This window comes from Pseudomonas sp. Tn43, assembly GCF_014192635.1.
In the GTDB taxonomy this organism is placed as follows: Bacteria; Pseudomonadota; Gammaproteobacteria; order Pseudomonadales; family Pseudomonadaceae; genus Aquipseudomonas.
On record NZ_JACHYG010000006.1, the window covers coordinates 250749 to 276926 of the forward strand.

General features: G+C 58.3%; 20 protein-coding genes. 10 read left to right on the plus strand and 10 right to left on the minus strand.

What is annotated here, in order from left to right; all coding sequences use genetic code 11:
• From FHW68_RS17690 to FHW68_RS17700, 3 genes are all read right to left on the minus strand, one after another.
• Entirely contained in the window at positions 1-813 is an 813-nt protein-coding gene (locus FHW68_RS17690) for a crotonase/enoyl-CoA hydratase family protein (protein WP_183681832.1), read from the minus strand.
• Between the two features lie 272 nt (positions 814-1085).
• On the minus strand, positions 1086-2387 hold the full coding sequence (locus FHW68_RS17695) for an ATP-binding protein (protein ID WP_095631020.1): 1302 nt from the start codon (positions 2385-2387) through the stop codon (positions 1086-1088).
• Positions 2388-2391: 4 nt separating this feature from the next.
• A complete protein-coding gene (locus FHW68_RS17700) occupies positions 2392-3093 on the minus strand; it encodes a response regulator transcription factor (protein ID WP_095631021.1) in 702 nt (233 codons plus the stop codon).
• A 277-nt stretch (positions 3094-3370) separates the two neighbouring features.
• Here FHW68_RS17700 and FHW68_RS17705 point away from each other — a divergent pair, with 277 nt between their 5' ends.
• The 4 genes from FHW68_RS17705 (at position 3371) to FHW68_RS17720 (ending at position 9412) form a co-directional block, all read left to right on the plus strand.
• Positions 3371-4528: an efflux RND transporter periplasmic adaptor subunit gene (locus tag FHW68_RS17705; protein ID WP_183681835.1), complete on the plus strand. Its 1158-nt coding sequence runs from the start codon at positions 3371-3373 to the stop codon at positions 4526-4528.
• Positions 4529-4543: 15 nt separating this feature from the next.
• The gene (locus FHW68_RS17710) at positions 4544-7642 is read left to right on the plus strand and encodes an efflux RND transporter permease subunit (RefSeq protein ID WP_183681838.1); all 3099 of its coding nucleotides are present in this window, start codon (positions 4544-4546) and stop codon (positions 7640-7642) included.
• Between the two features lie 173 nt (positions 7643-7815).
• Positions 7816-8457 carry a DUF1345 domain-containing protein gene (locus FHW68_RS17715; protein ID WP_095631024.1) on the plus strand — a complete coding sequence of 214 codons (642 nt, stop codon included), beginning with the start codon at positions 7816-7818 and terminating at the stop codon, positions 8455-8457.
• Between the two features lie 103 nt (positions 8458-8560).
• Positions 8561-9412, plus strand: coding sequence for a hypothetical protein (locus FHW68_RS17720; RefSeq protein WP_183681841.1), 852 nt, complete (start codon positions 8561-8563; stop codon positions 9410-9412).
• Between the two features lie 301 nt (positions 9413-9713).
• Here the strand turns inward: FHW68_RS17720 and FHW68_RS17730 are convergent, their stop codons facing one another.
• Positions 9714-11756 carry an autotransporter outer membrane beta-barrel domain-containing protein gene (locus FHW68_RS17730; RefSeq protein WP_311656194.1) on the minus strand — a complete coding sequence of 681 codons (2043 nt, stop codon included), beginning with the start codon at positions 11754-11756 and terminating at the stop codon, positions 9714-9716.
• A gap of 265 nt (positions 11757-12021) precedes the next feature.
• Between FHW68_RS17730 and FHW68_RS27440 the strand changes: the two genes are divergently transcribed.
• Positions 12022-12267: a hypothetical protein gene (locus FHW68_RS27440; RefSeq protein ID WP_256582793.1), complete on the plus strand. Its 246-nt coding sequence runs from the start codon at positions 12022-12024 to the stop codon at positions 12265-12267.
• 215 nt (positions 12268-12482) lie between these two features.
• Here the strand turns inward: FHW68_RS27440 and FHW68_RS17735 are convergent, their stop codons facing one another.
• Positions 12483-15359, minus strand: a complete 2877-nt coding sequence (locus FHW68_RS17735; protein ID WP_183681844.1) for a hypothetical protein — start codon at positions 15357-15359, stop codon at positions 12483-12485.
• Between the two features lie 237 nt (positions 15360-15596).
• Between FHW68_RS17735 and FHW68_RS17740 the strand changes: the two genes are divergently transcribed.
• The 5 genes from FHW68_RS17740 (at position 15597) to FHW68_RS17760 (ending at position 20937) form a co-directional block, all read left to right on the plus strand.
• On the plus strand, positions 15597-16622 hold the full coding sequence (locus tag FHW68_RS17740) for a LacI family DNA-binding transcriptional regulator (RefSeq protein ID WP_183681849.1): 1026 nt from the start codon (positions 15597-15599) through the stop codon (positions 16620-16622).
• A gap of 166 nt (positions 16623-16788) precedes the next feature.
• Positions 16789-17571 (plus strand): sugar phosphate isomerase/epimerase, encoded by a 783-nt coding sequence (locus tag FHW68_RS17745; RefSeq protein WP_183681852.1) that lies wholly within the window; start codon positions 16789-16791, stop codon positions 17569-17571.
• Positions 17564-18550, plus strand: a complete 987-nt coding sequence (locus FHW68_RS17750; protein ID WP_183681855.1) for a sugar kinase — start codon at positions 17564-17566, stop codon at positions 18548-18550. The genes FHW68_RS17745 and FHW68_RS17750 overlap by 8 nt, the downstream gene beginning before the upstream one ends.
• 101 nt (positions 18551-18651) lie before the next feature.
• Positions 18652-19938 (plus strand): MFS transporter, encoded by a 1287-nt coding sequence (locus FHW68_RS17755; RefSeq protein WP_183681858.1) that lies wholly within the window; start codon positions 18652-18654, stop codon positions 19936-19938.
• Positions 19939-19959: 21 nt separating this feature from the next.
• Positions 19960-20937 (plus strand): D-glycerate dehydrogenase, encoded by a 978-nt coding sequence (locus FHW68_RS17760; protein WP_183682108.1) that lies wholly within the window; start codon positions 19960-19962, stop codon positions 20935-20937.
• Between the two features lie 309 nt (positions 20938-21246).
• Here FHW68_RS17760 and FHW68_RS17765 read toward each other — a convergent pair whose 3' ends face one another.
• The 5 genes from FHW68_RS17765 to FHW68_RS17785 are packed head-to-tail and all read right to left on the minus strand — an operon-like array spanning position 21247 to position 26170.
• A complete protein-coding gene (locus FHW68_RS17765) occupies positions 21247-22131 on the minus strand; it encodes a ribose-phosphate diphosphokinase (RefSeq protein WP_095631030.1) in 885 nt (294 codons plus the stop codon).
• Positions 22128-23645: a thymidine phosphorylase family protein gene (locus tag FHW68_RS17770; RefSeq protein ID WP_183681860.1), complete on the minus strand. Its 1518-nt coding sequence runs from the start codon at positions 23643-23645 to the stop codon at positions 22128-22130. Before FHW68_RS17770 ends, FHW68_RS17765 begins: the two co-directional genes overlap by 4 nt.
• Positions 23623-23775, minus strand: coding sequence for a hypothetical protein (locus FHW68_RS17775; protein WP_168185060.1), 153 nt, complete (start codon positions 23773-23775; stop codon positions 23623-23625). The genes FHW68_RS17770 and FHW68_RS17775 overlap by 23 nt, the downstream gene beginning before the upstream one ends.
• Positions 23772-23990 (minus strand): hypothetical protein, encoded by a 219-nt coding sequence (locus FHW68_RS17780; protein ID WP_095631032.1) that lies wholly within the window; start codon positions 23988-23990, stop codon positions 23772-23774. Before FHW68_RS17780 ends, FHW68_RS17775 begins: the two co-directional genes overlap by 4 nt.
• Positions 23987-26170: a heavy metal translocating P-type ATPase gene (locus FHW68_RS17785; RefSeq protein WP_183681863.1), complete on the minus strand. Its 2184-nt coding sequence runs from the start codon at positions 26168-26170 to the stop codon at positions 23987-23989. Before FHW68_RS17785 ends, FHW68_RS17780 begins: the two co-directional genes overlap by 4 nt.
• Positions 26171-26178: the final 8 nt, after the last annotated feature.

The following is a 26178-nucleotide window of genomic DNA, read 5'->3' on the forward strand; positions in this document are numbered from 1 at the left end:
TCAATCCAGAAATTCGGGTTTCTGTTTGCTCAAATGGGCGGCCATGGCCACGCGCAGATCGGTGGATTGCAGCATGGCGGCGTTCCAGGTAGCGACGTATTCGAGGCCGTCGTCGATGCGATGGTCACGCATGTAGCTGATCATTTCCTTGGTGCCGGCGACGGCAATCGGCGACTTGCTGGCGATCTCGCGGGCAATGCCCATCACACCTTCAAGCAGGCTGACGGTGTCGCTGTAGACGCGGTTGACCAAGCCGATGGAACGCGCTTCGTCGGCGCCAAAGGTGCGACCAGTGTAAGCCAGTTCACGCAGCATGCCGTCACCGATTATCCGTGGCAAGCGTTGCAAAGTGCCTACATCGGCCGCCATGCCGAGGTCGATTTCCTTGATGGAAAATTGCGCATCCTGGGCCGCGTAACGCATGTCGCAGGCTGAAATCAGGTCGATGGCGCCGCCCAGGCAATAACCCTGAATCGCCGCCAGCACCGGCTTGCGGCAGTTGTCGACGGCATTGAACGAAGCTTGCAGCCTGAGGACCGTGCGCCGCAGGATACGTGCATTGCGCCCGACATCCTTGCCCAACTCGTTGGCCACGCCGGCGAGCATCATCAGGTCGATCCCGGAAGAAAAATGCTTGCCGGCACCGCCGAGCACCACCACCCGGACTTCATCGGTGTCGTCGATCCACCGGAAAATTTCGATGATCTCGCTCCAGAACGCGGCGTTCATCGAATTGATCTTTTCCGGACGATTGATCTGCACATGGGCGATGTTATCGGCCAGTTCGACGCTGAAGGCGGTGTATTGAGGCATGGCAGTGATCCTTTACCGGGTAGAAAACGAGGCCCGAACTATAACAAGGCATCCGTACTGGCAGTAAGGCTGCGGTTCGGCCAAATGCGGGACTGTTCCGGGTTCTGTGGTGTCTGCACCGGTCTCTTCGCGGGCAAGCCTCGCTCCTACGGGTTATGTGTCGGTCGCACGTTATGTATCCGATACCATTCCCCTGTAGGAGCGAGGCTTGCCCGAAGCTGAACGCTCACCAAGACTGGTAATTCTTGTGGCGAGGGGGACGGTGAAAGAATTCAAACAAGTGTCGGCAACCAAAGCCGAAACCGCGCGCCCCCCAGCGGCGAAGCTTGCACGGTGAGTGTGCCGCTCTGTGCTTCCAGCGCCCGGCGGCTGATCGCCAGCCCCAGACCAAACCCGCCAGTGGCGCGGTCCCGGCTGCGGTCCAGCCGATAAAACGGCTCGAAAATCCGCTCCCGCTCTTCTTCCGGAATGCCGATACCATCGTCATCCACCCAGATCTCACAGCCTTTGGGACACACCTGCACGCCGATCTGAATCCGTTTTTCGCAGTACCGCATGGCGTTGCGCAGCAGGTTCTGGATCGCCCGCGCGGTCAAGCGCGGGTCCAGTGAGAAGCGTTCGAGCTGGCCGTTGAGCAGCACATCGATGACGATTTGCGGTGATTCAAGTTCTTCGTCGACGCTGCCCAAAATGCTGTCGATGAACTCATCCAGCGACACATCGACCTGTTCCGGCAGTTGCCCCGGGTTTTGCAAACGGCTGTAAGACAGCAACTCCAGCACCAGCTCATCCAGCTCTCGAATGTGCGCGACCAGGCCTTGCAGGCGTTCGCGGCTGGTGGCCGGCAAGTCATCGGACAGCGCCAGGGCCAGGCCGAAATCCAGCCGCGTCAGTGGCGTGCGCAACTCATGGGACACGGCGTTGAGCAGATCGCGTTGCTGGTTGAGCAAGTTTTCGATGTCGCCGGCCATGGTGTCGAAAACATTGGCCAGGTTGCCGATGTTGGAGCTGGGGGAAATCTGTGTGCGCTCGCTCAGGTGTCCCCTGCCAAAGCGTTCGGCGGTACTTTTGAGGCGCTCCAGGTCGCGCCAGTGAGGGCGCAACCACAGCAACAGACAGGCAAGCATGGTCGCGCCGATCAGCACGTTGATGCTCCAGTACAACCAGCTGACGTCCGTCGGGTCCGGCGGCACGACCATCTTGACGACCAGTTTCTCGTTCAGCGGTGCCACGGCCAAGGTACGCCAGCCCCAATCACCGATGCGCACGACGTTTTCCCCGCGCTGCAAGCGCGCACGTTCATCCAGCGTAAATTCGGCATCATTGTTCCGGGCCAACACAATGTTCAGCGGCTGGAATTCCTTGTCCATTTCGTCTGCCAGCGCCGGCCACTGCTCAGTAGGCACCGCGCGAAACTGCTTGACGATCAGCGTTTGCAAACCTCGGGAATAATCGAGGTTGTAGGTGACAAAACGCTCATGGAACACCTGGATCACCAGGTCCGGCACCAGGTAGATCGCCGCGCTGAACGAGACGATAGTCACCAGGTAGAGGCGAAACAGGATTCTGAACATCGACTCAGCATTCCCACTCGGAGCGGCTGAACAGGTAGCCTTTGCCCCACACGGTCTTGATCTTGCGTGCCTCGCCAGCGTGATCGTCGAATTTGCGCCGCAGCTTGGAGATGGCGACATCCACCGAGCGGTCGGTGCCGTTGAATTCGATACCGCGCAAGCGTTGCAGAATCTGGTCGCGGCTCAGTACTTCGCCGGCATGCCGGGCCAGCACCACCAGCAAGTTGTATTCACCGCTGGACAGTTCGACCGGTTGCTCGCGCCAGGTCACGGTGCGCTCGGACAGGTCGATGCACAGATTGCCCATCAGAATGCGGTCGTTGGCGGTCATCGGTTCACTGAGGCTGCTTCGGCGCAGCAACGTGCGTACCCTGGCCAGCAAAACGCGTGGTTCGCATGGTTTGGTGACGTAATCGTCGGCCCCCATTTCCAGGCCCAACACTTGATCGTGGCTGTCGTCGCGAGCGGTGAGCATCAGGATCGGCAAAGTCGCCGAATCGGCGCGCAGCAAGCGGCAGACCTGCAAACCGTCGAGCCCCGGCAGCATCAGGTCGAGAATCACCAGGTCCGGAGGATTGAGCCGCGCCCGTTCGCGCACATGATCGCCACGGCTGATCACGCTGACGCAATAACCGTTGCGCTCCAGGTAGCTGGCAATCAGTTCCGAAAGCGCGGAGTCGTCTTCGACCAGGAGGATGTTGGGCATGGGGTGTTTCCAGAAAGTGCTGTGGTGACCATTAGGGCCTCTTCGCGGGCAAGCCTCGTTCCTACAGGGTTGCGGTTGGTCGGCGGATTGGCGTCCGGCACAAATCCTGTAGGAGCGAGGCTTGCCCGCGATCGAGCGCGAAGCGGCCGCCAAGGATATACGCCCTCACGCCCGCGTGAGCAAAACCCTTACACAATTTCACACAGCGCCTACAAAGCTTCACCGCTACCCTCGTCGGCCCCCCGTAGGATAAGGGGGTCAATATTGGGGTGTTTACATGTCAAAGAATCTGCTTGCCCGGCTCAGCCTGATTGCACTGGCGTTGATGCTGAGTGCTTGTGATCAGTCCTCGACCGCCGAAGAACAGGCGCCGCTGGCCACCGTGCGGGTTGAAACCGTCGAAGCCCGGCCGCTGTCGATCAGCAGCGAACTGAGCGGGCGGATTGTCGCACCCCGCATTGCCGAAGTGCGCGCCCGTGTGGCCGGCGTGGTATTGCAGCAGGCCTTCCGTGAAGGCAGCGACGTTAAAAAAGGCGACGTTCTCTTCCGCATCGACCCCGCACCGTTCAAGGCTGACCTGGACAGCGCCGAAGCCGCGCTGCGAAAGGCCCAGGCCAATGCATTCCAGGCCAGATTGCAAGAACAGCGTTACGCCCAGTTGATCGAAGGCAATGCCATCAGCGGTCAGGATTACGACAACGCCCGGGCCAATGCCCGGCAGACCGCCGCCGATGTCGCCGCCAACAAAGCTGCCGTGGAGCGGGCGAAACTGAACCTGGGTTACGCCACCGTCACCGCGCCGATTTCCGGGCGCATCGGTCGCGCACTCGTGACCGAAGGCGCGCTGGTCGGGCAGAACGAAACTACGCCGCTGGCATTGATTCAGCAGTTGAACCCGATCCACGCCGACCTGACCCAATCGACCCGTGAACTCAACGATCTGCGCCGAGCGTTCCGTTCCGGTCAATTAATGCAAGTGGGCCAAGGTCAGGCCAAAGCCACCTTGATTCAGGACGACGGCAGCCTCTACCCGCTGCCGGGCAAATTGCTGTTCACCGACATCACCGTCGACCCGGGCACTGGTCAGATCATCCTGCGCAGCGAGTTCCCCAACCCGGACCTCGACTTGTTGCCGGGCAGCTTCGTGCGCGTGCGCCTGGAGCAAGCGTTTAACCAGCAAGGCATCAGCGTGCCGCAACGGGCTATCCAGCGTGACAGTGCCGGCATCGCCCAAGTGCTGGTGCTCGACGCCGAACAGCGCGTTGGCCAGCAACCGGTCGAACTGGGCGCGGTGCAGAACGATCGCTGGATCGTCACCCACGGCCTCAAACCCGGCGACCGCATCGTCACTGAAGGCCTGCAACATGCGCGCCCCGGTGAAAAAGTCCAGGTAGATGACACCCCTCTTCCCCTTGCCCAGGTTTCTGGTCAGTAAGCAGGACGCTTTTTTATGCCGCAGTTCTTTATCGACCGTCCGGTGTTCGCCTGGGTGATCGCCTTGTTCATCCTGCTGGCCGGTGCGCTGGCCATTGTGCAGTTGCCGGTGGCGCAGTACCCGAACGTTGCGCCGCCAAAAGTCGAAATCTATGCCACCTACCCCGGCGCCTCGGCGCAGACCGTGGACGAAAGCGTGGTCAGCCTGATCGAGGAAGAGCTCAACGGCGCCGACCATCTGCTGTACTTCGAATCCCAGAGCAGCCTCGGCAGCGCGACCATCACCGCAACGTTCCAGCCGGGCACTGACCCGGAAATGGCGCAGGTCGATGTGCAAAACCGCCTCAAAGTGGTCGAGTCGCGTTTGCCGCAAGCGGTCACTCAGCAAGGCTTGCAGGTGGAGAAAGTCTCCGCCGGTTTCCTGTTGCTGATCACCCTCACCTCCAGCGATGGCAAGCTCGACGACGTGGCGCTCAGCGATTACCTCGCGCGCAACGTGATGAACGAGATCAAGCGTCTGGACGGCGTCGGCAAGGCCCAGTTGTACGGTGCCGAACGAGCGATGCGGATCTGGATCGACCCGCGCAAGCTGATCGGGTTCAACCTGACCCCGGCCGATGTCAACGCCGCCATCGTTGCGCAGAATGCTCAGGTTTCGGCGGGCAGCATCGGCGACTTGCCGACCCGCACCACCCAAGAAATCACCGCGACCATTCTGGTCAAAGGTCAGCTGTCGACACCTGAGGAATTCGCCGACATCGTGCTCAAAGCCAATCCGGACGGTTCAACCGTGCGCATCGGTGATGTGGCGCGGGTCGAGATCGGCAGCCAGGAATATCAGTTCTCCACGCGCCTGAACGGCAAACCGTCGACCGCCGTCAGCGTGCAACTATCGCCAGGCGCCAATGCCCTGAACACCGCGACGCTGGTGCGGGCGAAGATGGACGAACTGGCGCGCTACTTCCCGGCCGGGGTGGAATACAAGATTCCGTATGACACCTCGCCTTTCGTCAAAGTCTCGATCACCAAAGTGGTCTACACCCTCCTCGAGGCGATGGTGCTGGTGTTTGCGGTGATGTTCCTGTTCCTGCAAAACATACGCTACACGCTGATTCCGACGTTGGTGGTGCCGGTGGCGTTGATGGGCACTTTCGCGACCATGCTCGCGCTGGGCTTCTCGATCAACGTGCTGACCATGTTCGGCATGGTGCTGGCCATCGGCATTCTGGTGGATGACGCGATTGTGGTGGTGGAGAACGTCGAGCGGATCATGGCCACCGAAGGCCTGTCGCCCAAGGACGCGACGCGCAAGGCGATGAAGCAGATCACCGGGGCGATCATCGGTATAACCCTGGTGCTGGTGGCGGTGTTCATTCCGATGGCGTTCATGCAGGGCTCGGTCGGGGTGATTTACCAGCAGTTCTCGCTCTCCATGGCCACGTCGATTCTGTTCTCGGCATTCCTCGCCCTGACTTTGACTCCGGCCCTGTGTGCAACCCTGCTCAAGCCAATTGCCAAGGGTGAACACCACGCCAAGGGCGGTTTCTTCGGCTGGTTCAACCGGCACTTCGAACAACTGACCGAGCGTTATCATGGCTGGGTCGCCTATGCGCTGAAACGCACCGGTCGTTATCTGTTGATCTACGGTGTGCTGCTGGTCGGCCTGGGCCTGTGTTTCATTCGCCTGCCCTCCTCGTTCCTGCCGGTGGAAGACCAGGGTTACACCATCACCGACATTCAACTGCCACCCGGCGCGAGCAAGAATCGCACGGTGCAGGTGGTCGAGCAGATCGAAGCGCACAACGCCACCGAATCAGGCGTCGGCGACAGCACGGTGATTCTCGGTTTCAGCTTTTCCGGCAGCGGGCAGAACGCCGCGCTGGCGTTTACCACGCTCAAGGACTGGTCGGATCGGGGCAGTGACGACTCGGCGAGCTCGATTGCCGACCGCGCCAACATCGCGCTCAGTCAGATCAAGGATGCCATGGCCTTTGCGGTCTTGCCGCCGCCGGTCGATGGCCTCGGCACTTCCAGTGGTTTCGAGTTCCGCCTGCAAGACCGTGGCGGCCTGGGCCATGCCACGCTGATGCAGGCGCGCAGCCAATTACTGGCCGCCGCCGAGAAGAGCCCGGTCCTGATGAACGTGCGCGAAAGCGCCCTCGCCGAAGCACCGCAGGTACAACTGGAAGTGGACCGCAAGCAAGCCAACGCCTTGGGCATTTCCTTTGCCGATATCGGTAACGTGCTGTCCACCGCCGTAGGTTCGGCCTACATCAATGACTTCCCCAACCAGGGGCGGATGCAGCGAGTGGTGGTCCAGGCTGAAGGCGATCAGCGCAGTCAGGTCGACGACCTGCTGAAGATTCATGTACGCAACAACGGCGAGAAGATGGTGCCGTTGTCGGCTTTCGTTCGGGCCAACTGGACCCAGGGCCCGGCGCAATTAACCCGTTACAACGGCTACCCGGCCATCAGCATTTCCGGCGAACCGGCGCCCGGTTACAGCACCGGCGAAGCCATGGCGGAAATCGAACGGCTGGTGGCGCAAGGCCCGGCGGGGTTGGGTCAGGAATGGACCGGGTTATCGTTGCAGGAGCGTTTGTCCGGCAGTCAGGCTCCAATTCTGCTTGGGCTGTCGCTGCTGATCGTGTTCCTGTGCCTGGCGGCGCTGTATGAGAGTTGGTCGATTCCGACCTCGGTATTGCTGGTGGTGCCGCTGGGTGTACTCGGTGCGGTATTGGCCGTGACGTTGCGCGGGATGCCCAACGATGTGTTTTTCAAGGTCGGGCTGGTCACCATTATCGGTCTGTCGGCGAAAAACGCGATCCTGATCATTGAATTCGCCAAGAGCTTGTACGACGAAGGTCACGACCTGATCGACGCCACCCTGCAAGCCGCGCGCCTGCGCCTGCGGCCGATTGTCATGACGTCGCTGGCATTCATCCTTGGCGTGGTACCGCTGGCAATCGCCACCGGGGCTAGCTCGGCGAGCCAGCAAGCCATTGGCACCGGCGTAATCGGCGGGATGATCACCGCGACCCTGGCAGTGGTATTTGTCCCAGTCTTCTTCGTCGTGGTGATGAAACTCGTACGCAAGCGCCACAAAAACATCTAAGCCACAACACATCCCCTGTAGGAGCGAGGCTTGCCCGCGAAGACAGTGCGTCAGTCGACATCAATGTTGAATGTGACGGCCTCTTCGCGGGCAAGCCTCGCTCCTACAAGGGATTATCGTTGTGGTCACAACCTGGGCTAAGGTATTTAGACACCCAGGCCCATCGAGTTCCCATGCCCCTGCTCGCCCGCACCCACCCACGCCTGTCCGCCGCGGCCACATTCGGCCTCGCGGTCGGCATTCTGGCCCCCGCCGACTCGATCATCAGCAAAATCCTCATTGGCTGGAACACCGGGGTCTGGACGTATCTGGTGCTGATGCTCTGGCTCACCATGCGGGCCAAGGCACCGGACGTGAAACGCATTGCCGAAGTCGAAGATGAAAACGCCGGTCTGGTGTTGCTGCTGGTGAGCATCGCGGCGCTGGCCAGCCTCGCCACCATCACTTTCGAACTCGCCGGCAGCCGGGATCTGGAAACCACCGGCAAACTGCTGCGTTATGGCGTCACGGCGTTGACGGTAATCGGATCGTGGCTGCTGATCGGAGTGATTTTCAGCGTGCACTATGCAAGGTTGTATTACACCTGGGACGGCAAGGAACCGGCGCTGCGTTTTGCCGAGGGCCTGACAACGCCCAATTACTGGGACTTTCTGTACTTCTCGTTCACCATCGGCGTGGCGGTGCAGACGGCCGACGTCGGCGTGGCGACGCGGGATTTGCGCAAGATCGTGCTGGCGCAATCGTTAATCGGATTTGTGTTCAATACGGCGATTCTGGGGTTTTCGATCAATATTGCGGCGGGGTTGTTTGGTTGACCTGTCAACTCTGATAGTTATCGGGCTTTTTTATTGCGAGTACTCTGTGCTTTCACTGCTCATAGTGAATCTCGACATCGGCCCAAGGCCAAGGAGCACTGCGATGAATAATGGAACCCCCCACAATACCACCGGCACCATGTCGGCTAACGTCAGCTATTACAACGAAAACTTTGTCGCAAATAGCAAGTTCGCGATCGTGAAGTACTCTGACAGATTCTTTCTGCAGGCTTGCATGGCGTTTGAAGGTGTTAGCCAATATATCGATTTCTGGATTCCCGCTAACATTCCCGGTGACGGTTCCATAATTGAACTGTCATTGGCTGCAAATGGCGGCAATCTCGCATCCTACAGCCGATTCCCGGACGGTGTCGCTTTACGTGCGAGGAGCGGCACACTTCTAATGAAATATGACTGGCAAACAAAAAGGATGGAGGGCAACTTCAGTTTTGAAATCCAAAACGGTTCCACTATCGTACAAATCAGCGATGGCACTTTCGATTTGACCGGTATTGTCGACGGGGTCAGTAACTCTTCCATTCATGGCGTCGGTACATTCACAGCCTACAGTGATCAATTGGGCAGCTTCGAGGCCCAAGAGGTCAGCATTGAACTCAAGGATAGATCCCACGTCGGTCTCCCGAATTACTGGCAGATCATTGGCCGGATGGAGAAGCCTGAGTTTCCCCATCCACAAAGGTCACATATTGCACTTCAAGTTGTGGAACATGTTGAAACCAAAATACATACACTGGGAAACAACCCGGATGCATGGGCCAGTTATTTTCAGGAACCCGATGTAGGTATTATCCCTGCTGTTAACGGGACGCTGGAATTCACCACCCTTCCCAATACCGGGCACACTGAAGGCAGATTGGACGCGGATTTCCGGACCGCTGAGAACGTCCTTATACATGTCAGCGGCATTTTTGACATCAAACAGGCAAAACGCTGATCCGTGAACCGCGCCGAAAACCGGCAGAGCAGACACGCACTGCCCGTGCCGGCATGGCAATTATCCGGGCGTTATCGAGCAAGATGATTTTTGCTGGGGTGCTTTCAACCCCTATCAGAAATCGGCATGGGGGACGGCCTTCATAGGCCGCTCCCCTGCCATACCCTCCCGGGTCCGCACCGCACTTGCAACAACGCTTGCTGGATCGAGCGGGCGGTGACCGTCGGAATACCCAACTCGCGTTCGCCGCCGTCAGGTTTGGAAGGACTACGCGTCGTACCGGACTGGGCCGGTACTTACATCAAAAGAAATAGCTCACTCTCAAACTACCGCTCCAGTCCTGACTGACTGTGGTGCCTTTACTGCCACCCACCTGACCGGAAACCTGCCAATTACGTTGAGCCGGAGTCCACTTCAAACCCGCCCCATACTCAATCGAGCTACTGGCGCGGTCATCATCGAAACTGTCGTCATTGATCTTGACCTCATTGCTTTTCACAAACTCGTGATTGACCGCCGTCATCAGGCTGGGCTCCACCAGGCTGCCATTATCGAGGATGATGACTCGCCCGCCTTTGACCCCCACTTTGCCCTGCACTGAACGCATGGTGTCGCTTTTCACTTCCAGGCCATTGTCGAGCCGGTACTTGTCGCTTTGAGTAACGCCGGTCGATAGCTGCACTTGAGGTTCGACAAAGTAGTCGTTTTTCAAACGAATATGCTTGCCCAACGCAACCGAGCCGCTGGCGCCCAAGGCTTTGTAATCGCCCTTGGTGCGTGTGCCATCGCTCATGGTGACTTTGGCCTTGTTATCGAACTGATTGATCTTGGCCATGACATTGACGAACACCCCGCTCTCAACGTCGAAGGTGCTGCCGTAGACACCGGCATTCAGACTGTCAACAGTGGCGCTGGAGCCGTATTTGAGGTCCATTTTGGTGTGGCTGGTCCCGACGAATCCGCCCAACACCCACAACCTGCCGCCCAGGTCCACCGTTGTGTCGGCACCGCCAGTAATACCCGTCTGGTTCTGGGTGTATCCATCACCGTAGGCGTTATCGACGTTGTACTGATTGCCGTAAGTGCGAACCCAGACACTGTTGCTGAGATTTTTCACCGAGCTGTCGTTCATCGTGCGCATCGATGCTTCGGGTCGGACGCTCATGCTGCGATCACCCAACTGATCGCTGAGCATGGCCATTTCAGCATTCAGCACACTGCGTGCGCTGCCTGCCAGAGCCAGTGCCGTATTGGCCGAGGTACTGACTGTTTCCTTGTCCGGGTTCAGGTACAAGCCCTGGCCTTCCTTCGCCAGTCTGTAGACAAACGTACCCGCATCCACTGTTTCGCGATTGCCCAACGAGAAGCTCGCATCACCGGAAGCGATATTACCGACCTTCACCGCCTCGGCAGTTACCGGATTGGTACCCGTTGCGGAAATTTGCAGTTGATGTTGTCCGCTGGCGTTGCCAGTCACGTTCAGGAAGTCGGTGTTGCCGTTGCCCAGGTCGGTGCCCATTACAAAGGTACCGTTACCGGAAAGATCGCCCACATTCAGTTGCTGGAACTGTTCGTTGGTGCCCATCTGAACCACGCCGCCATTCAGGGCAAGACGCTGGGCGTTGCTGTCTGCGGTCATCACCCATTGAGCTGCGTTGTTGATATTCAGGTTGCCTGAATTGTTGATCTGACCGGTCAGCACCGAGCCGTTGTCCAGCTGCACGCTGCCATTGGTGTCGGTGGTCACGTCACCGGTCATGCTGCTGCCATTGTTCAATGACAAGCTGAAGACATCCTCGACATTGCCGTTGATCACCGATCCGTTGTCGAGACTGACCGTGGCTCCGGTGCCTGCAACCGCCAACACATTGCCGTTCAAGGTACTACGGGTATCGAGATTAACCTGAGTGACGTTCTGCAAATTGCCGTCAAGGGAGGCCGCGTTTTGCATCAGCAGCGCAACAGTGCTGCCGGTATCGGCGATGACATTGCCACTCACGTTGCTTGCATCGACTTTAAGGTTGGCCGTGGAACGATTGGTCGCTTGCAACAATGTGCCGTTGCCGCCGATCAGTTCGGAACCAGCGAGAACATTGATGTTGGCGGCGGTTCCGGCACTGCCGGACGAACCCAGCACGATCGCCGACCCTGTACCGCCCGTTACGCGAGTGCTGTTGAGCGTAACAGTGCTGGCATTGACGCCCGTGCTGTCAGTAACGATTTGCAGGCCATCCTGCCCGCCAGAAATGGTGCTGCCTGTCGACGAGAGTGTTGCGCCGCCCAATTGCACACCGTAGCTGGTTGCACCGGTGCCAAGTACGGTTGAATTTTCGAGATTCAACACCGCAAAACCAACGGCATTCGCGCCTCCCGGAACGCCGGTGATTACGCTATTGCCAGTAACCGTCGCACTGGACGACGTCGGAGTATTGATGTCACGTCCCAACAGAAGCCCAAAACTATTGGTGCTCGTGATGATGCTGCTATCAATAGTGGCAGAACTGTCGCTAAGCGAAATGGCGCCTCTTCCCGATGCGCTGTTTACTGTTGCACCTGTCAGTGCAAGCCTGGATCCCTCACGGGCATCGACCCGCTGACTCTGACCACCGTTGAAAATGACACTGGCGTTTTGTGAAAAGATCGTCAGTGCTTCGGCATTATCGACCGTCAGTATTCCGCCTTGGGATACCGACCATGCTTCTGGCGCAGGTGGATTGGTTACGGTCGCGTTCTCACCGGGCAAGAGTATCCTGCCGTACACCGCAGGGGCGCACAGCATGATGGCGGCGAATAGAAATCCGGTTGTTTTGCAGCGTTTGAAGCTCGATAGAAGTGGCATGAGGGTTCCCTATTAATGCTCCAATTCGAAAGCGAGCTTTCTTGCACCAAGAAATACCGCCCCCAAAAACGTCCGACAGACTAATCACCAATCTGCAAGTTAGATGTAGGAATAGTCCTCCTCCCTGTGGGATTTATCTGCAAATTGAGCGGGATTTTTGGGTGTCAATCTTCCACAGAACATCAAAAGCCCGGGGAGAACAATCTCCCCGGCGATTGACCTTATTGAATATTAAACAGCAGCAGGAACAGGTAACCGGTCACAGTACTCACTGCTGGAAGTAATGGAGTCCAGCGGCATGGTGATCGGCTCGGAAGTTTGTGTGCCACCTATATCGGCCGTATACCAGTACTTGCCAAAAGCTTTCGTACCTGTCACCGGCTGCGCCGCCTTGAAATTATCAGCTTCGCCAACTGCACCGAGATTTCCCATGAAAGAGATTTCAGGCTTACCGGTCCGAGCAGGTGTAACTACGAGTTTTACAGCCGCTTTGATGGTATAGGGAGCCGAGGCCTCGGTACGTAGAATCAAGTCGGTACCTTCGGGGTCTCTGTAGGCAGCAAAATGTACGGTGATTACTTTACCTATTGGCAAATTGATTAGATCTTCGGGAATCAAAACCCCCAACTGCCAAGTGGTCGTGGCATTAATCATTGCAAAGCAATCAATTTGATTTTTGAGTTCCGGATTACGCACTTTCACGGCCGGTGCCAGCAAATCGATTTTTTTACCACTGACCGTCACAGTTTTCGGATTGGAACTAATTACGTTCTTGTCGATTCCCGATTTCTGGCGCGTCCAGTGGGCCGGCACTGTTGGGGTCGGTAGCGCGGCGATGATAAGAGCAGAGATGGGGACAGAAAACTCAGTGGCGTCAGTAAAGGGCGAAAAGTCCCCCACGAATTGATTATTGACATAACACTTGGCCGTTTCACTGGGTGTAATGGGCGGATCAGTCAGGGCGAGGGTCACTGTGAATTTACCTGGCTTGTCGCGATCGCCAGGTAGCAGTTGGTCTGTCGTATTAGAGGCCCCGGTCACCACGGGCAAAGCGAAAGCCGGGTTTGTCAAATCAGGCAATTCCGGATAAATCCCTCCTGAAGGGTAGAGATTCGTTGTGAAAAAAAACGCCGGAGAGCGAAATAAGTCCATGCCCCGGACGAGATCAAAATAGACTTTTATTTGTTTATCGCTTTGCGCCGTGCCATAGATTTCATTAAGTTGCGAGTAAGTAACAGTAAATGGCACATCCGCATCTGCAAGCGGTTGAGTACCAATTTCCACAAAAATCGTTGGATCGTTCGGATCTTCTATAGTTAGAGTGATCTCATCGCCCGGCTCGGCGTTGTCAATGGATGCACGCTCGACAATTGCAGTCAGGCCTGCAATGTTATCAAGATAGATCGTGGTCGTTGCGTTCGGATCAGTGAACGGCACCAGAGGTGCTTTGTTCAATTTCGGATCAAGTGCAAGCCCCAAAGTCAAAACGGCGGCAGGCGTAGAGCTCGCGCTTCTGTTGCCAGGAAGGTCTGTCCAGAAATAATGGATCATGACCCGCCCGTTCGGCAGTTTCCGCAGTTCAGTGCTCGGCACCGTAAATGCACCGGTGGCGTCCACCACACCTTTGAATACCTGTATGCTCACGCCGGCTGATGTCAAATGAACTTCAAGGTCATCATCGAGCCGGCGCAATGGATAACCGACATTCACGGTGAATCTCAGTTCCGCATTCGCGGGATCTTTCATCCATGCTTCATTAACAAGCCTTTGAGCATCCGCTGGGGCATTGGTAAACGTGGGGGCAGGCGTCGGAGGATTTTTGATGCGCGACGGATACTTGACCTCGAACGGCGCGGTACGGTCAATATTGAACGTTACGATGTTCGAAGGGTCATCGGTACCGCCGCCGCCCTTGTAGACAATCAGTTGCACTTGATAAGGAGTCGGCGTGGCCGGCTGCGCGTCCTCGACAAACATATCTGTCGGAACCTTGATCTCAATCGCAGCCGGATCACGGCCCGCGATCGGTCCCAGTGGAATAAATCCCTGCAACAACTCTAAGCTGCCAGTCCCTTTCGCAAAGTACACATCTACTTCGTCGGCATCATCTTCTTCAGTGAAGCGAGCCAACTTGAAAGTTAATTCCCCCGACTCCAGAACACTGATAGCAATAGACTCATCAGCCAACTTGTCGATGTTGACCGATGTAGCCAAAACACCGAACGGTTCTTGACCGAGACTTTCAGGGCGAGGCCTTGGTTGCCGTACAATCTTTTCTTGAGCTGTCATATTTATTTCTCCATCGTTAAGGCCGGACGGGCCACTTTCACCAGGTGTTACTCTGTCAATTTTCACCAAGCCTTTGTTTGACTCCGCAATGAGTCGCCCGCCCCTGAACAATTGGCAAATCACAACGGCCGAATCATCATTGAATAAGAGACTTATATGCGACAGAAATGGCACCACATGATCAAATCCGTTTGTTATATCTGCAGCGGAGAGCGGTTTATCCCAAACACCGTAAGTCCCCGGGACCTCTGGCCCACTGCCGTTGAGACTGCTGTATCCCCGCCAGTGGATTTTTGCAACATCGCCGGGCACAGCGATGTTTATAAAAGCGGGAATTACAACCGTGGCGCCATTTGTCAGAGGAGGATCCGTATTGTTATTCAGATAACCCCAAAGTGTGGCATGCCGAAACCGGGGTTCTGCCAAAGTTAAAGGTGGCCTGTGATCGATGGTCAGTTGTCTTTCCGGTGAAGGGTCATCGGTACCGCCCGAACCTTTCCAGATTTTGTAATACAGGAATGCGATGCCGTCAGTTGCCAAGTGTAGTGCTGTCAAATCGAAATACAAGAACGGGACGGTCAGAGGCGCTGGATAAAACTCCGTGTAGAGCCTGCGCTCCACACCGTTTTGACGCAATACCACCCACAGTTCATCGTTAGGTACCGGATCAATCCAATACGGAATAACGATACGAGTCCCCATAATCAGAAAGTCGCGGGGAATATGTCCGGTCGGATCGTTGTCGTCGACGCCCTCCACTGAAAGCGGCTTTGCCAATACGCCTGCATTTCGTGATTGATAAAATGTCATCGAGGTCATTCTTCTATCACCGACTCATACAAAACATTCGAAAGGCTTTTTTTTAAACTTGCTGTCCAGTCGAGGGAATTAGGCGCGTCAACGTGGTTATTTCCAACTGTCAGATCTGACAGGTTTTGCTACCGTCTGTCGGATATAGTGACTTTTTACCCTGCAGCCGGAAGCATCTTCACTTGACGCGACCAAAGAGACTGGTGTTAGCTGAAACCGGTTTCAGATAACAAGAAGACTCAGACTTTGAACGATTTCTCAGCCGCCCAACGCAGCCGCGTGACCATGCTTGACGTCGCCGAACACGCGGGCGTGTCCAAGGCCAGCGTCTCGCGGTTCATCGGCGACGACCGCGCCCTGCTCTCCGATGCCATTGCCCTGCGCATCGAGCAGGCGATCAGCGAACTGGGCTATCGCCCGAACCAGATGGCCCGCGGCCTAAAACGTGGGCGCACGCGTCTGATCGGCATGCTGGTGGCCGATATCCGTAACCCTTATTCGATTGCCGTGATGCACGGGGTGGAAACCGCCTGTCGTCAGCACGGTTACAGCCTGGTGGTGTGCAATACCGATCGCGATGATGAGCAGGAACGGCAGCACCTGGCGTTGCTGCGCTCGTACAACATCGAAGGCCTGATCGTGAACACCCTCGGCCACCACCTGGATGAGTTGCATGAACTTCATCAGGAAATGCCTATGGTGCTGGTGGATCGCAAGGTCGAGCAGCTCGAGAGCGATCTGGTGGGGCTGGATAATCCGGCCGCTGTCGAGATGGCCATTGCCCACCTTGAACAACGCGGTTATCGCGATGTGTTGTTGGTCACCGAACCTTATGACGGCACCAGTTCGCGGATCGAACGGGTCAGCAGTTTCAAGGCGCAGATCGAGCGGCGTCCGGCGCTCTCCGGCGCGGTAGTTGAAACTGGCGACGATCTGACCGCTCGTTTGAAACATTTTCTGAAGACGCCTGGTCGCGGGCCGAAAGCGCTGTTTTGCGCCAACGGTATCGCCGCACTGGCCAGCACCCATTCGTTGCGTGAGTTGCAGTGCAACCTGTTCGAGGATGTCGGGCTGATTGCCCTGGATGATCTGGATTGGTATCCATTGGTAGGCAGCGGGATTACCGCGCTGGCCCAGCCGACGACCGAGATTGGCGCGAGTGCGTTCGAGTGTTTGCTCAAGCGGCTGCGTGGGGATGAGGGGCCTGTGCGGAACCTGGATTTTTCGGCGCGGTTGATAGTGCGGGGGTCGACTCTTGGAAATCTTCGGTGAATGTTCGGGCCTCTTCGCGGGCAAGCCTCGCTCCTACAGGGATCTGTGGTGTTCACAAGACCCGTAGGAGCGAGGCTTGCCCGCGAAGAGTCCCCAAAGACCACCCCGCAACTCACATCAATATTTTTTTGACCAAAAATGAAACCGGTTTCAGAGGTGAATAACAATGAACAAACCACCCGTTTCCATCAGTCTGTCCAGCTACGGCGCCGACCTCGTCCGCCAACGAGGCCAAGGCAGTTTTGTCGAGGTTTTGTCCGCCGCCGGCGCCACCCACATTGAATGGCGCGAAGAGCTGCTGACGCTCGAAGACCCTGCGCATTTGGCTGCTGCCACGCAATCCCGGGGCCTGGAAAGTGTGTATTCCTCACCGATGGAATTGTGGCTGGCCGGGCAGTCGGCCCCCAATCCTGAACTGGTCCCGACCCTGAAGCGAGCCGAGTCATTCGGCGCCCAATGGCTGAAAGTCTCCCTGGGCTATTTCACCGACAACAACGATCTGCAAACGCTGGCGCTGCAGTTGCAACAGAGCGCGGTGCAGTTGCTGGTGGAGAACGATCAGACCTTGCACGGTGGCCGCATCGAACCGTTCCAGCGCTTCTTCGCCGAAGTGGAACAGCACAACCTGCCGATCAAAATGACTTTCGATATCGGCAACTGGCAATGGCAGGATCAGTCCGCCACCAACGCCGCACGGCTGCTTGGTCGATACGTCGGCTATGTGCATTGCAAAGCCGTGGCGCGCCGGGCCGACGGCAAACGGGTCGCGGTGCCGCCGGCCGCCAGCGACTTGCGTCTGTGGAGCCAACTGCTGCAGCACATGGATCAAGGCGTGATGCGCGCGGCGGAGTATCCGCTGCAAGGCGATGATCTGGTGCAGTTGACCACCGAGCACGTCGCCACCCTCGCCCGCCTCGGTCAATCCCGTCTGGAGCCCGCTCATGTCTGAGATCGATATTCTGTCGTTCGGTGAAACCATGGCGATGTTCGTCGCCGAACAGAACGGAGATCTGGCTGACGTAGGCCAGTTCCACAAACGCATTGCCGGAGCCGACAGTAATGTCGCCATTGGTTTGTCGCGGTTGGGGTTTAACGTCACCTGGCTGAGCCGGGTTGGCGCGGACTCGTTGGGTCGGTTCGTGATCGATACGCTGGAGAAAGAAGGCCTGGATTGCAGCCACGTTGAGATTGACCCGGCGCACCCTACCGGTTTTCAGCTCAAGTCCCGTAGCGACGATGGCAGCGATCCGGTTGTCGAGTACTTCCGGCGCGGCTCGGCGGCCAGTCATTTGTCGGTACAGACCATTGCACCGCAACTGCTCGAGGCCAGGCACTTGCACGCCACGGGCATTCCCCCGGCGCTGTCTGCGTCGGCCCGGGAAATGTCTTTCGAGCTGATGACCCGCATGCGCAATGCCGGGCGCAGCGTGTCGTTCGACCCCAACCTGCGCCCGAGTCTATGGGCCAGCGAACAACAGATGATCGGCGAGATCAACCGTCTCGCCGCCCTCGCCCATTGGGTGCTGCCGGGTTTGAGCGAAGGACGTTTACTGACCGGCTTCGAAGCCCCCGCCGACATTGCGGCGTTTTATCTCGACCAAGGCGCTGAAGCCGTGGCGATCAAACTCGGGCCGGCCGGTGCGTATTACCGAACCCATCTGGATGAAGGCTTCGTTGCAGGCGTGCCGGTGGCAACGGTGGTCGATACGGTCGGCGCCGGTGACGGGTTTGCCGTCGGCCTGATCAGCGCCCTGCTGGAAAACCACAGCGTTGCCCAAGCGGTGCAACGTGCCAACTGGATCGGTAGCCGCGCGGTGCAGAGCCGTGGGGATATGGAGGGATTGCCGACCCGAGCTGAAATGGACGCTGAATTTGAGGCCGCCTTCGCGGGCAAGCCTCGCTCCTACAGGTCTTGCGCGGTCCCGTAGGAACGAGGCTTGCCCGCGAAGAGGCCATAACAGTCACTGCAAAAAGTTGATTCACCCCCGTTACCTGCTGCGACAAAAACAACAAGCTCAGGAGCATCACTATGAAAACCGCAACACTGGCCACCCGCCGCTGGTGGTACATCATGCCGATCGTGTTCATCACCTACAGCCTGGCGTATCTGGACCGCGCCAATTATGGATTTGCCGCCGCCTCCGGAATGGCGGCGGACTTGATGATCACTCCCGGGCTATCGTCCCTGCTCGGCGCGTTGTTCTTCCTTGGTTATTTTTTCTTCCAGATTCCGGGCGCGATCTATGCCCAGAAGCACAGCGTGAAGAAGCTGATTTTCGTCAGCCTGATCCTCTGGGGCAGCCTGGCGACCTTGACTGGCGTTGTTTCCAACGCCTACTGGCTGATCGTGATTCGCTTCATGCTTGGCGTGGTCGAAGCGGCCGTGATGCCGGCGATGCTGGTGTACCTGTGTCATTGGTTCACCCGTGCCGAACGTTCGCGCGCCAATACTTTCCTGATCCTTGGCAACCCGGTGACCATGCTCTGGATGTCGGTGGTCTCAGGCTACCTGATCGAGCATTTCAGCTGGCGCTGGATGTTCATCATCGAAGGCTTGCCGGCGGTGCTGTGGGCGTTTATCTGGTGGCGGCTGGCCGATGATCGTCCGGCCCAGGCCAAGTGGCTGAGCGAGCAGGAAAAGCAAGACCTGGAAAGCGCCCTGGCCGCCGAACAGGTTGGCATCAAAGCGGTGAAAAACTACGCCGAAGCCTTCCGCTCGCCAAAAGTGATCATCCTTGCCTTGCAGTTTTTCTGCTGGAGCATCGGCGTCTACGGTTTCGTGTTGTGGCTGCCATCGATTCTCAAGGCCGGCGCGCAGATGGACATGATCGAAGCCGGTTGGCTGTCGGCGTTGCCCTACCTGGCCGCAGTGATCGGCATGCTGCTGGTGTCCTGGGGCTCGGACAAGCTGCAAAAACGCAAGCGCTTCGTCTGGCCACCGCTGTTGATCGCCTCGATTGCGTTCTATGGCTCCTACGTTTTGGGCGCGGAACATTTCTGGTGGTCCTACACGCTGCTGGTGATCGCCGGCGCCTGCATGTACGCCCCGTACGGGCCGTTTTTTGCCATCGTCCCGGAAATCCTCCCGGCCAACGTCGCCGGTGGGGCCATGGCGTTGATCAACAGCATGGGCGCACTCGGTTCGTTTGGTGGCTCTTATCTGGTGGGTTACCTGAACAGCTCCACCGGATCGCCCGGCGCTTCCTATTTGCTGATGAGCGGCGCGTTGCTGCTGTCAGTGGTGCTGACGATTTTCCTCAAGCCCGGTGCCAGTGACCGGGTCGCTGTGCGCCGGCCGATGGCGGCTCATTCCTGAATGGATGTTGATATGACGACGATGAAAAAACAGGTTGTGCTGTACAAGAAACTCTCGCCGCTGCTGATGGCTCGCCTGCATGAGCAGACCGAGGTGACGCTGATCGACAATCTCGACGCCGAGGGGCTGGCTAAGCTGCGCCAGGTCCTGCCCCACGCTCAAGGTCTGCTTGGCGCCAGTCTGAAACTGGATGCCGGGTTACTGGATCTGGCGCCGAACCTGGAAGCCATTGCCAGCGTGTCCGTCGGTGTCGACAACTACGACATCGAGTACCTGACCGAGCGGCGGGTCCTGCTCAGCAACACCCCCGATGTGTTGACTGAAACCACCGCCGACACCGGTTTCGCGCTGATCCTGGCCACCGCCCGGCGCGTGGTCGAATTGGCGAACATGGTTCGTGCCGGCCAGTGGAACCGCAACATCGGTCCGACGCAATTCGGCAGCGATGTACACGGCAAGACGCTGGGCATTATTGGCATGGGGCGAATTGGTGAAGCCTTGGCGCAACGTGGATATTTCGGTTTTGGCATGCCGGTTTTGTATCACAGCCATTCGCCGAAACCGGCGGTGGAGCAGCGTTTCAACGCGCAATACCGCAGCCTGAGGGATCTGCTGCAACAGGCCGATTTCGTTTGCCTGACGTTGCCACTGACCGCTGAAACCGAAGGGTTGATTGGCGCTGAACAGTTCGCCCTGATGCGTCCCGAGACGATCTTCATCAACATTTCCCGAGGCAAGGTGGTGGATGAGGCGGCGCTGATCGAGGCGTTGCAGCACAAGCGGATTCGCGCGGCGGGGCTGGATGTGTTCGAACATGAGCCGCTGGGGAATGACTCGCCGTTGTTGCAGTTGAACAACGTGGTGGCGACGCCGCACATCGGGTCGGCGACGCATGAGACGCGGGAGGCGATGGCCCGGTGTGCGGTGGATAATCTATTGGCGGCGTTGGCTGGGGAGCGACCGGCTAATCTGGTGAATGCCGGGGCGTGGAAGGGCTGAGGACATTTGGCGTCTGTGAGTCAGTCTTCGCGGGCAAGCCTCGCTCCTACAGGGTTTTGTGAACGCCAAAAATCCCCTGTAGGAGCGAGGCTTGCCCGCGAAGAGGCCATCAAATTCAACACAAATCGATCAGGCCCTTTTATCAGAAGGCAGGTAAATCGCCGCGCACCAAACGCGCAAGGGTCCGCTCGATGTCGCACAGGTGCGCATACGCAAGGTTTGCACCGCTTGGCGCATGGCCTCGTTCAAAGGCATGCGGCAGCCCGGTTCGATAGCAACCCGCGTCACCTTTCGGTTATCCATTTAAAGTCATGGAGCAAGCTCCTCGATGGCTTTTCCAACCAGTTCGGACAGATCGATGGTGTTGCTGGCGTGCAAGATGCTATTGCTAGTGAAGGCCTGAATGCCGGCCGCTTGCAAATCCCGTTCGGCGTGTTCTGCATACACTCCATGTACCGCCAGGGCCACCGGTGGGCGCATACCTGCTCGTTGCAGATGACTGGCGGTTTCGAGCAGGGTACGCCCCGTCGAGATGATGTCGTCGATCAGCACCGGAGTGTGTTCACGCCAACGCTCGATATCGGGCACGGAGACCGCGACCTCCCGATCACCGAGTCGCACTTTCTGCAGCACGATGAATGGCGCTTTCGCCAGCCGGGCGACCTCCGACACCCATTGCTCGCTTTCGCTGTCGGGACCGATCAACAACGGCTGCGCGATCTCACTGGTAACCCAGGCGGCCAGGGCCGGTGCGGCATGTACGACTCGATGCGGTACCGGGTACAGAGTGCCCAGATCATGGATACGATGCAGGTGCGGGTCCACCGTCACTAACCAGTCGATGTGCGGTGCCAACAGGGCGGCGAACAGGCGCGCGCTGACGGCCTCCCCCGGATGAAAACGCTGGTCCTGACGCATATAGGCCAAATAGGGAGCAACCAGGCCCACGGAGCGGGCACCCAACTCGCGCAGGGTTTCCATGAGCAAGCACAGCGGTATGAACAGGGTGTCCGGGCGGTGCAGGCTGCACAAAACCACCGCATCGCGGCCCTGCACGTCGCTCAACACACGCACATAGCTTTCCTCGTCGGGAAACTGCCGCAGCTGGCAGGCAGCGGGTTGCAGCCGCGCATGGGTCGCGAGCCCGGTCTGTAAGGCCAGGTTACCGTCGAGACAAAACAGCAGGGGATTCATGGTGCGTCCTCCTCGATGAAGAAGAGTTCCGAGTGCTGCTGCGCATATTCCAACGCATAAGCCAGTTCGCCCGGGCTTTCAGCATGCACGGTATAGAGCGGCTGATCGGCCTCGACCCGTTGTCCGAGCGCGGTACCGAGTACCAGCCCGGCTGCGGGGGCCGCCGGCGCCCCAGCCAATTTGCCAATGCGCGACAGTATGCGGTTGTCGATGCGACACACACGGCCGTCGCGGTCAGCCAAAACCGGGTGCCTATAGCGCGCCTGCGGCGGCTCGCGCAGCCCGCCTTGGGCGTTCGCGATGGCCTGGAATTTCCGCCAGGCGCTGCCACTCGCCAAAGTTGCGGCGGCGAGCGTATAGCCACGACCGGTCGGCACTTTGCCGGCCATTTCCAGCAACAGGCCGGCGAGGTCGAGGGCACGCTCACGCAAGTCCTGTGGCGCCTGCGCATCGCCGCGCAGCACCGCCAGCACATCGAGTGCTTCCAGTGCCGGGCCAATGCCCCGCCCCACTGGGCCATCGCCGTTCGATACATGTGCCTGGACGTTGAGGCCAAGCAGGCTGCCGACTTCGACCAACAACGTTTGCAGTTGGATCGCTGCTGGCATATCGCGTACTTTCGCGGTAGCGCCGACAGGGATGTCGATCAATACATGACTCGCACCGGCCGCCAGTTTCTTCGACAACACCGAGGCTACCAACTGGCCCTGGCTGTCCAGGTCCAAGGCTCGTTCGACCCGGATCAGAACATCATCGGTCGGACTCAGTTGCACGGCCCTGCCCCAGACGACGCAACCACCCTCTTGTTCCACGACCCTGCGCATCGTTGGCAAATCGAGATCAACCGGGGCCAGGGTCTCCATGGCGTCGGCTGTGCCCGCTGGGGAGGTAATCGCTCGCGAGGAGGTCTTGGGTATGCACAGGCCGTTGGCCGCGACGATGGCCACCACAATGGGAGTGGTCCGATTCCCCGGCAGCCCACCCACGCAGTGCTTGTCCAGAATCAGCGGTCGGTCCCAGTGCAGACGCTCGCCGACTTCAACCATGGCGTCGGTCAGGTAGCGGATTTCGGTGAGCGACATTTGGTTGCCGGCACAACCGGTTAGAAAGGCCGCCAGCTCCACGTCGCTGAATCGGCCGGCATCGATGTCATTCACGATCGCCGTCAGCGCCTCCCGCGACAACGCACTTCCATGGATCTTCCCGCGCACGGCACTCATCGACTCTACCGGCGCCGGGTGATGCACGGTAACGCTTTCGCCCTCCTGCGCACCGAGCAGCCTCCACGCCGACTCCGATAGTCCAACTTCGCCGCCGCCTAGCCACTGTCCATCTACCACCATCAGCGTCGCGATCACGCGGTGCGTGCCTTTGACCAGCTCGATGCGTGACAAGGCGGAAAAACCTTCCGAGCGGCAGACGTGGCAATCACGCGGCATGAACGCCACCGGCTGCTGGTGGGTATCAATGCCAAGCCGGCGCACGCGCAATTCAAGAACACTGTGTATCGGCATGATCACGCTCCCTTCGGCGGTTTGCCGCAGCAAGTCGATTCAACAGGAAGTACGCGGCAATGGCGAGGAAGCCGAGGAAGAACCCGTTGATGCGGCCGGCGCTGCGAACGGGAACGTAATGGGGTTTCATGGCAGATTCTTCCTTTGCAGTTTGCGACGGGCCTCTTCCATGTCCTTATCGAATTGGCGCACACCGCGAAAAAGTTGCACCCCGACCAAGACCGGGCACATCAGGAAAATCGCTGCTATAGCGAACGATTTGCCAGTCAGCCCCAACAGGTAAACCACCGTTGCAATGCCCACGATGCTCACCAGAAGACAGATAATTAAAACTTCGCGGTTCATGAATTAGCCTCCTGACCCAAGCCAATGCGGGCACGCTTGAGCAGCGCGGAGTTGGCGATTACCGATAGGGAGCTGAGTGCCATAGCGGCGGCAGCGATGATGGGATTAAGCAGCCCAAAGGCCGCGATTGGAATGCCGATACTGTTGTAGATGAATGCCCAGAACAGGTTTTGCTTGATCTTGACCATGGTTGCGCGCGACAGCTTGATCGCGTTGACCACGTCGCGCACATCGTTCTTGAGCAGGATGATGCCGCCGGTTTCCTTCGCTACATCGGAACCCGAGCCAATGGCGATGCCGATGTCAGCGGTGGCCAGGGCCGGTGCATCGTTGACACCATCGCCAACCATGGCCACGACCTGCCCTTCGCTTTGCAATTGACGGATCACTGCGACCTTGTCGTCCGGCAAGACCTCGGCAATCACTCGCTCAATGCCGACCTGTCGCGCGACCGCTTCGGCAGTACGGTGGTTGTCACCGCTCAGAAGCACGACCTTGATACCGCTTGCCTTTAATGCCGCAACGGCTTCAGCCGCTTCGGGTTTAATGGTGTCGGCCACCGCAATCACCCCGACCAAACGGTCGTCGACACCGACCAGCATGGCGGTCTTGCCATCGGCTTCCAGGCGGATAAGGTGCTCCTCGGCAGCTTCGGTCGAAATGCCTTGGCGGGCGAATAAGCGCCGATTGCCCAGCCAGATTTTACGACTGTCGATACTGCCTTCGATGCCGTGACCGGCGATCCCGTTGATGTCGGTCGCTTTCGGCAGGTTGATGTCACGATGCCGGGCGGCGCGCACTATCGCAACTCCAAGCGGATGTTCTGAACCGGACTCCACGGCGGCAGCGAGCTTCAAGACCTCGTTTTCCAACGCTGAGCCTAACGAAATCACATCGGTTACATCGGGTTCGCCTCGGGTAATGGTGCCGGTTTTGTCGAACACCACCGTACTCAGTTTTTCTGCCCGCTCCAGTACTTCGCCGCCCCGGATAAGGATGCCGTTATCAGCCCCTTTGCCAACACCGACCATTAACGCGGCAGGCGTCGCCACGCCCAATGCGCAGGGACAGGAAATGATCAGAACCGCGATAAAGGCCAACAGCCCCTGCGGGAAATTCCCCGCAAGCGACCAGCCGACCAGCGCCAATAGCGCGACGGCCACCACCGCAGGCACAAAATAGCCAGTGACCTGATCGGCCAGGCGCTGGATCTGCGCGGTGCTGCTCTGTGCCTCCTCGACCATTTTGATGATCTGCGCCAGTGCGGTATCCGCACCGATCCTGCTTGCCTTGAAAGTGAACACCCCACTGCCATTGAGCGTACCTCCGATCACCGGACTGCCCGGATGCTTGTCGACCGGCATCGACTCGCCGGTCAGCATGGACTCGTCTACCGTTGACTGACCGTCACTGACATCGCCATCGGTAGGGATTTTTTCGCCCGGCTTGACTACCAGAAACTCGCCGGCCATGACGTTCTCAGCGGGCAAGTCGACCTCTTGCCCATCACGAATCACATGCGCGATCGCCGGTTTGAGATCGAGTAAGCGCCGTACCGCAGCCGAAGACTTTTTCTTGATGATCTCCTCCATGTACCTGCCCAGCAGTACGAAGGCGATGATGACCGCCGAGACCTCGAAATAGACGTCGCGCTCGGCCACCTTGACCGGCAGGACGTCGGGGAAGAATAGCACCGCGACACTGTAGAAATAGGCGACCGACGTGCCGAGGGCGATCAGGAAATCCATGTTGATGTTTCGGGTGCGAATGGCGTTCCACGCCCCCTTATAGAAACTCCAGCCACCGATGAACTGCACCGGAGTGACCAACAGGAAAAGCCATATACCCCACGTGAACCAAGGAAGCGCAGGGATCGGTACCCAAGTCAGTAGCGTGGCACCGGCGGCCAGCGCGATGAAGGCGCCCGCACGCAGAAGCGCCAGGGCCAGTACACCGGTGAGGGCGATAGTCACACGGGTTTTCATCGCCTTCAGTTCTCTTTCTGGCGACTCGAAGGTGCGCAGGCAGGTATCGCTGCAAAAGTAATAACTGCGCCCGCCACGTTCCCGTGACAATGCTGTGGTCTTATCGACCATCATCCCGCAGATCGGATCTTTCGCCATGTTCCCTGATGCAAACGCCGGCTGGTGCTGGCTGTGCTGAATGTGTGATTCGTTCATCACTGTCT

Coding starts and splice junctions, on each gene's coding strand:
- FHW68_RS17690 (WP_183681832.1), bottom strand. CDS start 813: ATGCCTCAATACACCGCCTTCAGCGTCGAACTGGCCGATAACATCGCC.
- FHW68_RS17695 (WP_095631020.1), bottom strand. CDS start 2,387: ATGTTCAGAATCCTGTTTCGCCTCTACCTGGTGACTATCGTCTCGTTC.
- FHW68_RS17700 (WP_095631021.1), bottom strand. CDS start 3,093: ATGCCCAACATCCTCCTGGTCGAAGACGACTCCGCGCTTTCGGAACTG.
- FHW68_RS17705 (WP_183681835.1), top strand. CDS start 3,371: ATGTCAAAGAATCTGCTTGCCCGGCTCAGCCTGATTGCACTGGCGTTG.
- FHW68_RS17710 (WP_183681838.1), top strand. CDS start 4,544: ATGCCGCAGTTCTTTATCGACCGTCCGGTGTTCGCCTGGGTGATCGCC.
- FHW68_RS17715 (WP_095631024.1), top strand. CDS start 7,816: ATGCCCCTGCTCGCCCGCACCCACCCACGCCTGTCCGCCGCGGCCACA.
- FHW68_RS17720 (WP_183681841.1), top strand. CDS start 8,561: ATGAATAATGGAACCCCCCACAATACCACCGGCACCATGTCGGCTAAC.
- FHW68_RS17735 (WP_183681844.1), bottom strand. CDS start 15,359: ATGACCTCGATGACATTTTATCAATCACGAAATGCAGGCGTATTGGCA.
- FHW68_RS17745 (WP_183681852.1), top strand. CDS start 16,789: ATGAACAAACCACCCGTTTCCATCAGTCTGTCCAGCTACGGCGCCGAC.
- FHW68_RS17750 (WP_183681855.1), top strand. CDS start 17,564: ATGTCTGAGATCGATATTCTGTCGTTCGGTGAAACCATGGCGATGTTC.
- FHW68_RS17755 (WP_183681858.1), top strand. CDS start 18,652: ATGAAAACCGCAACACTGGCCACCCGCCGCTGGTGGTACATCATGCCG.
- FHW68_RS17760 (WP_183682108.1), top strand. CDS start 19,960: ATGAAAAAACAGGTTGTGCTGTACAAGAAACTCTCGCCGCTGCTGATG.
- FHW68_RS17765 (WP_095631030.1), bottom strand. CDS start 22,131: ATGAATCCCCTGCTGTTTTGTCTCGACGGTAACCTGGCCTTACAGACC.
- FHW68_RS17770 (WP_183681860.1), bottom strand. CDS start 23,645: ATGCCGATACACAGTGTTCTTGAATTGCGCGTGCGCCGGCTTGGCATT.
- FHW68_RS17775 (WP_168185060.1), bottom strand. CDS start 23,775: ATGAAACCCCATTACGTTCCCGTTCGCAGCGCCGGCCGCATCAACGGG.
- FHW68_RS17780 (WP_095631032.1), bottom strand. CDS start 23,990: ATGAACCGCGAAGTTTTAATTATCTGTCTTCTGGTGAGCATCGTGGGC.
- FHW68_RS17785 (WP_183681863.1), bottom strand. CDS start 26,170: ATGAACGAATCACACATTCAGCACAGCCAGCACCAGCCGGCGTTTGCA.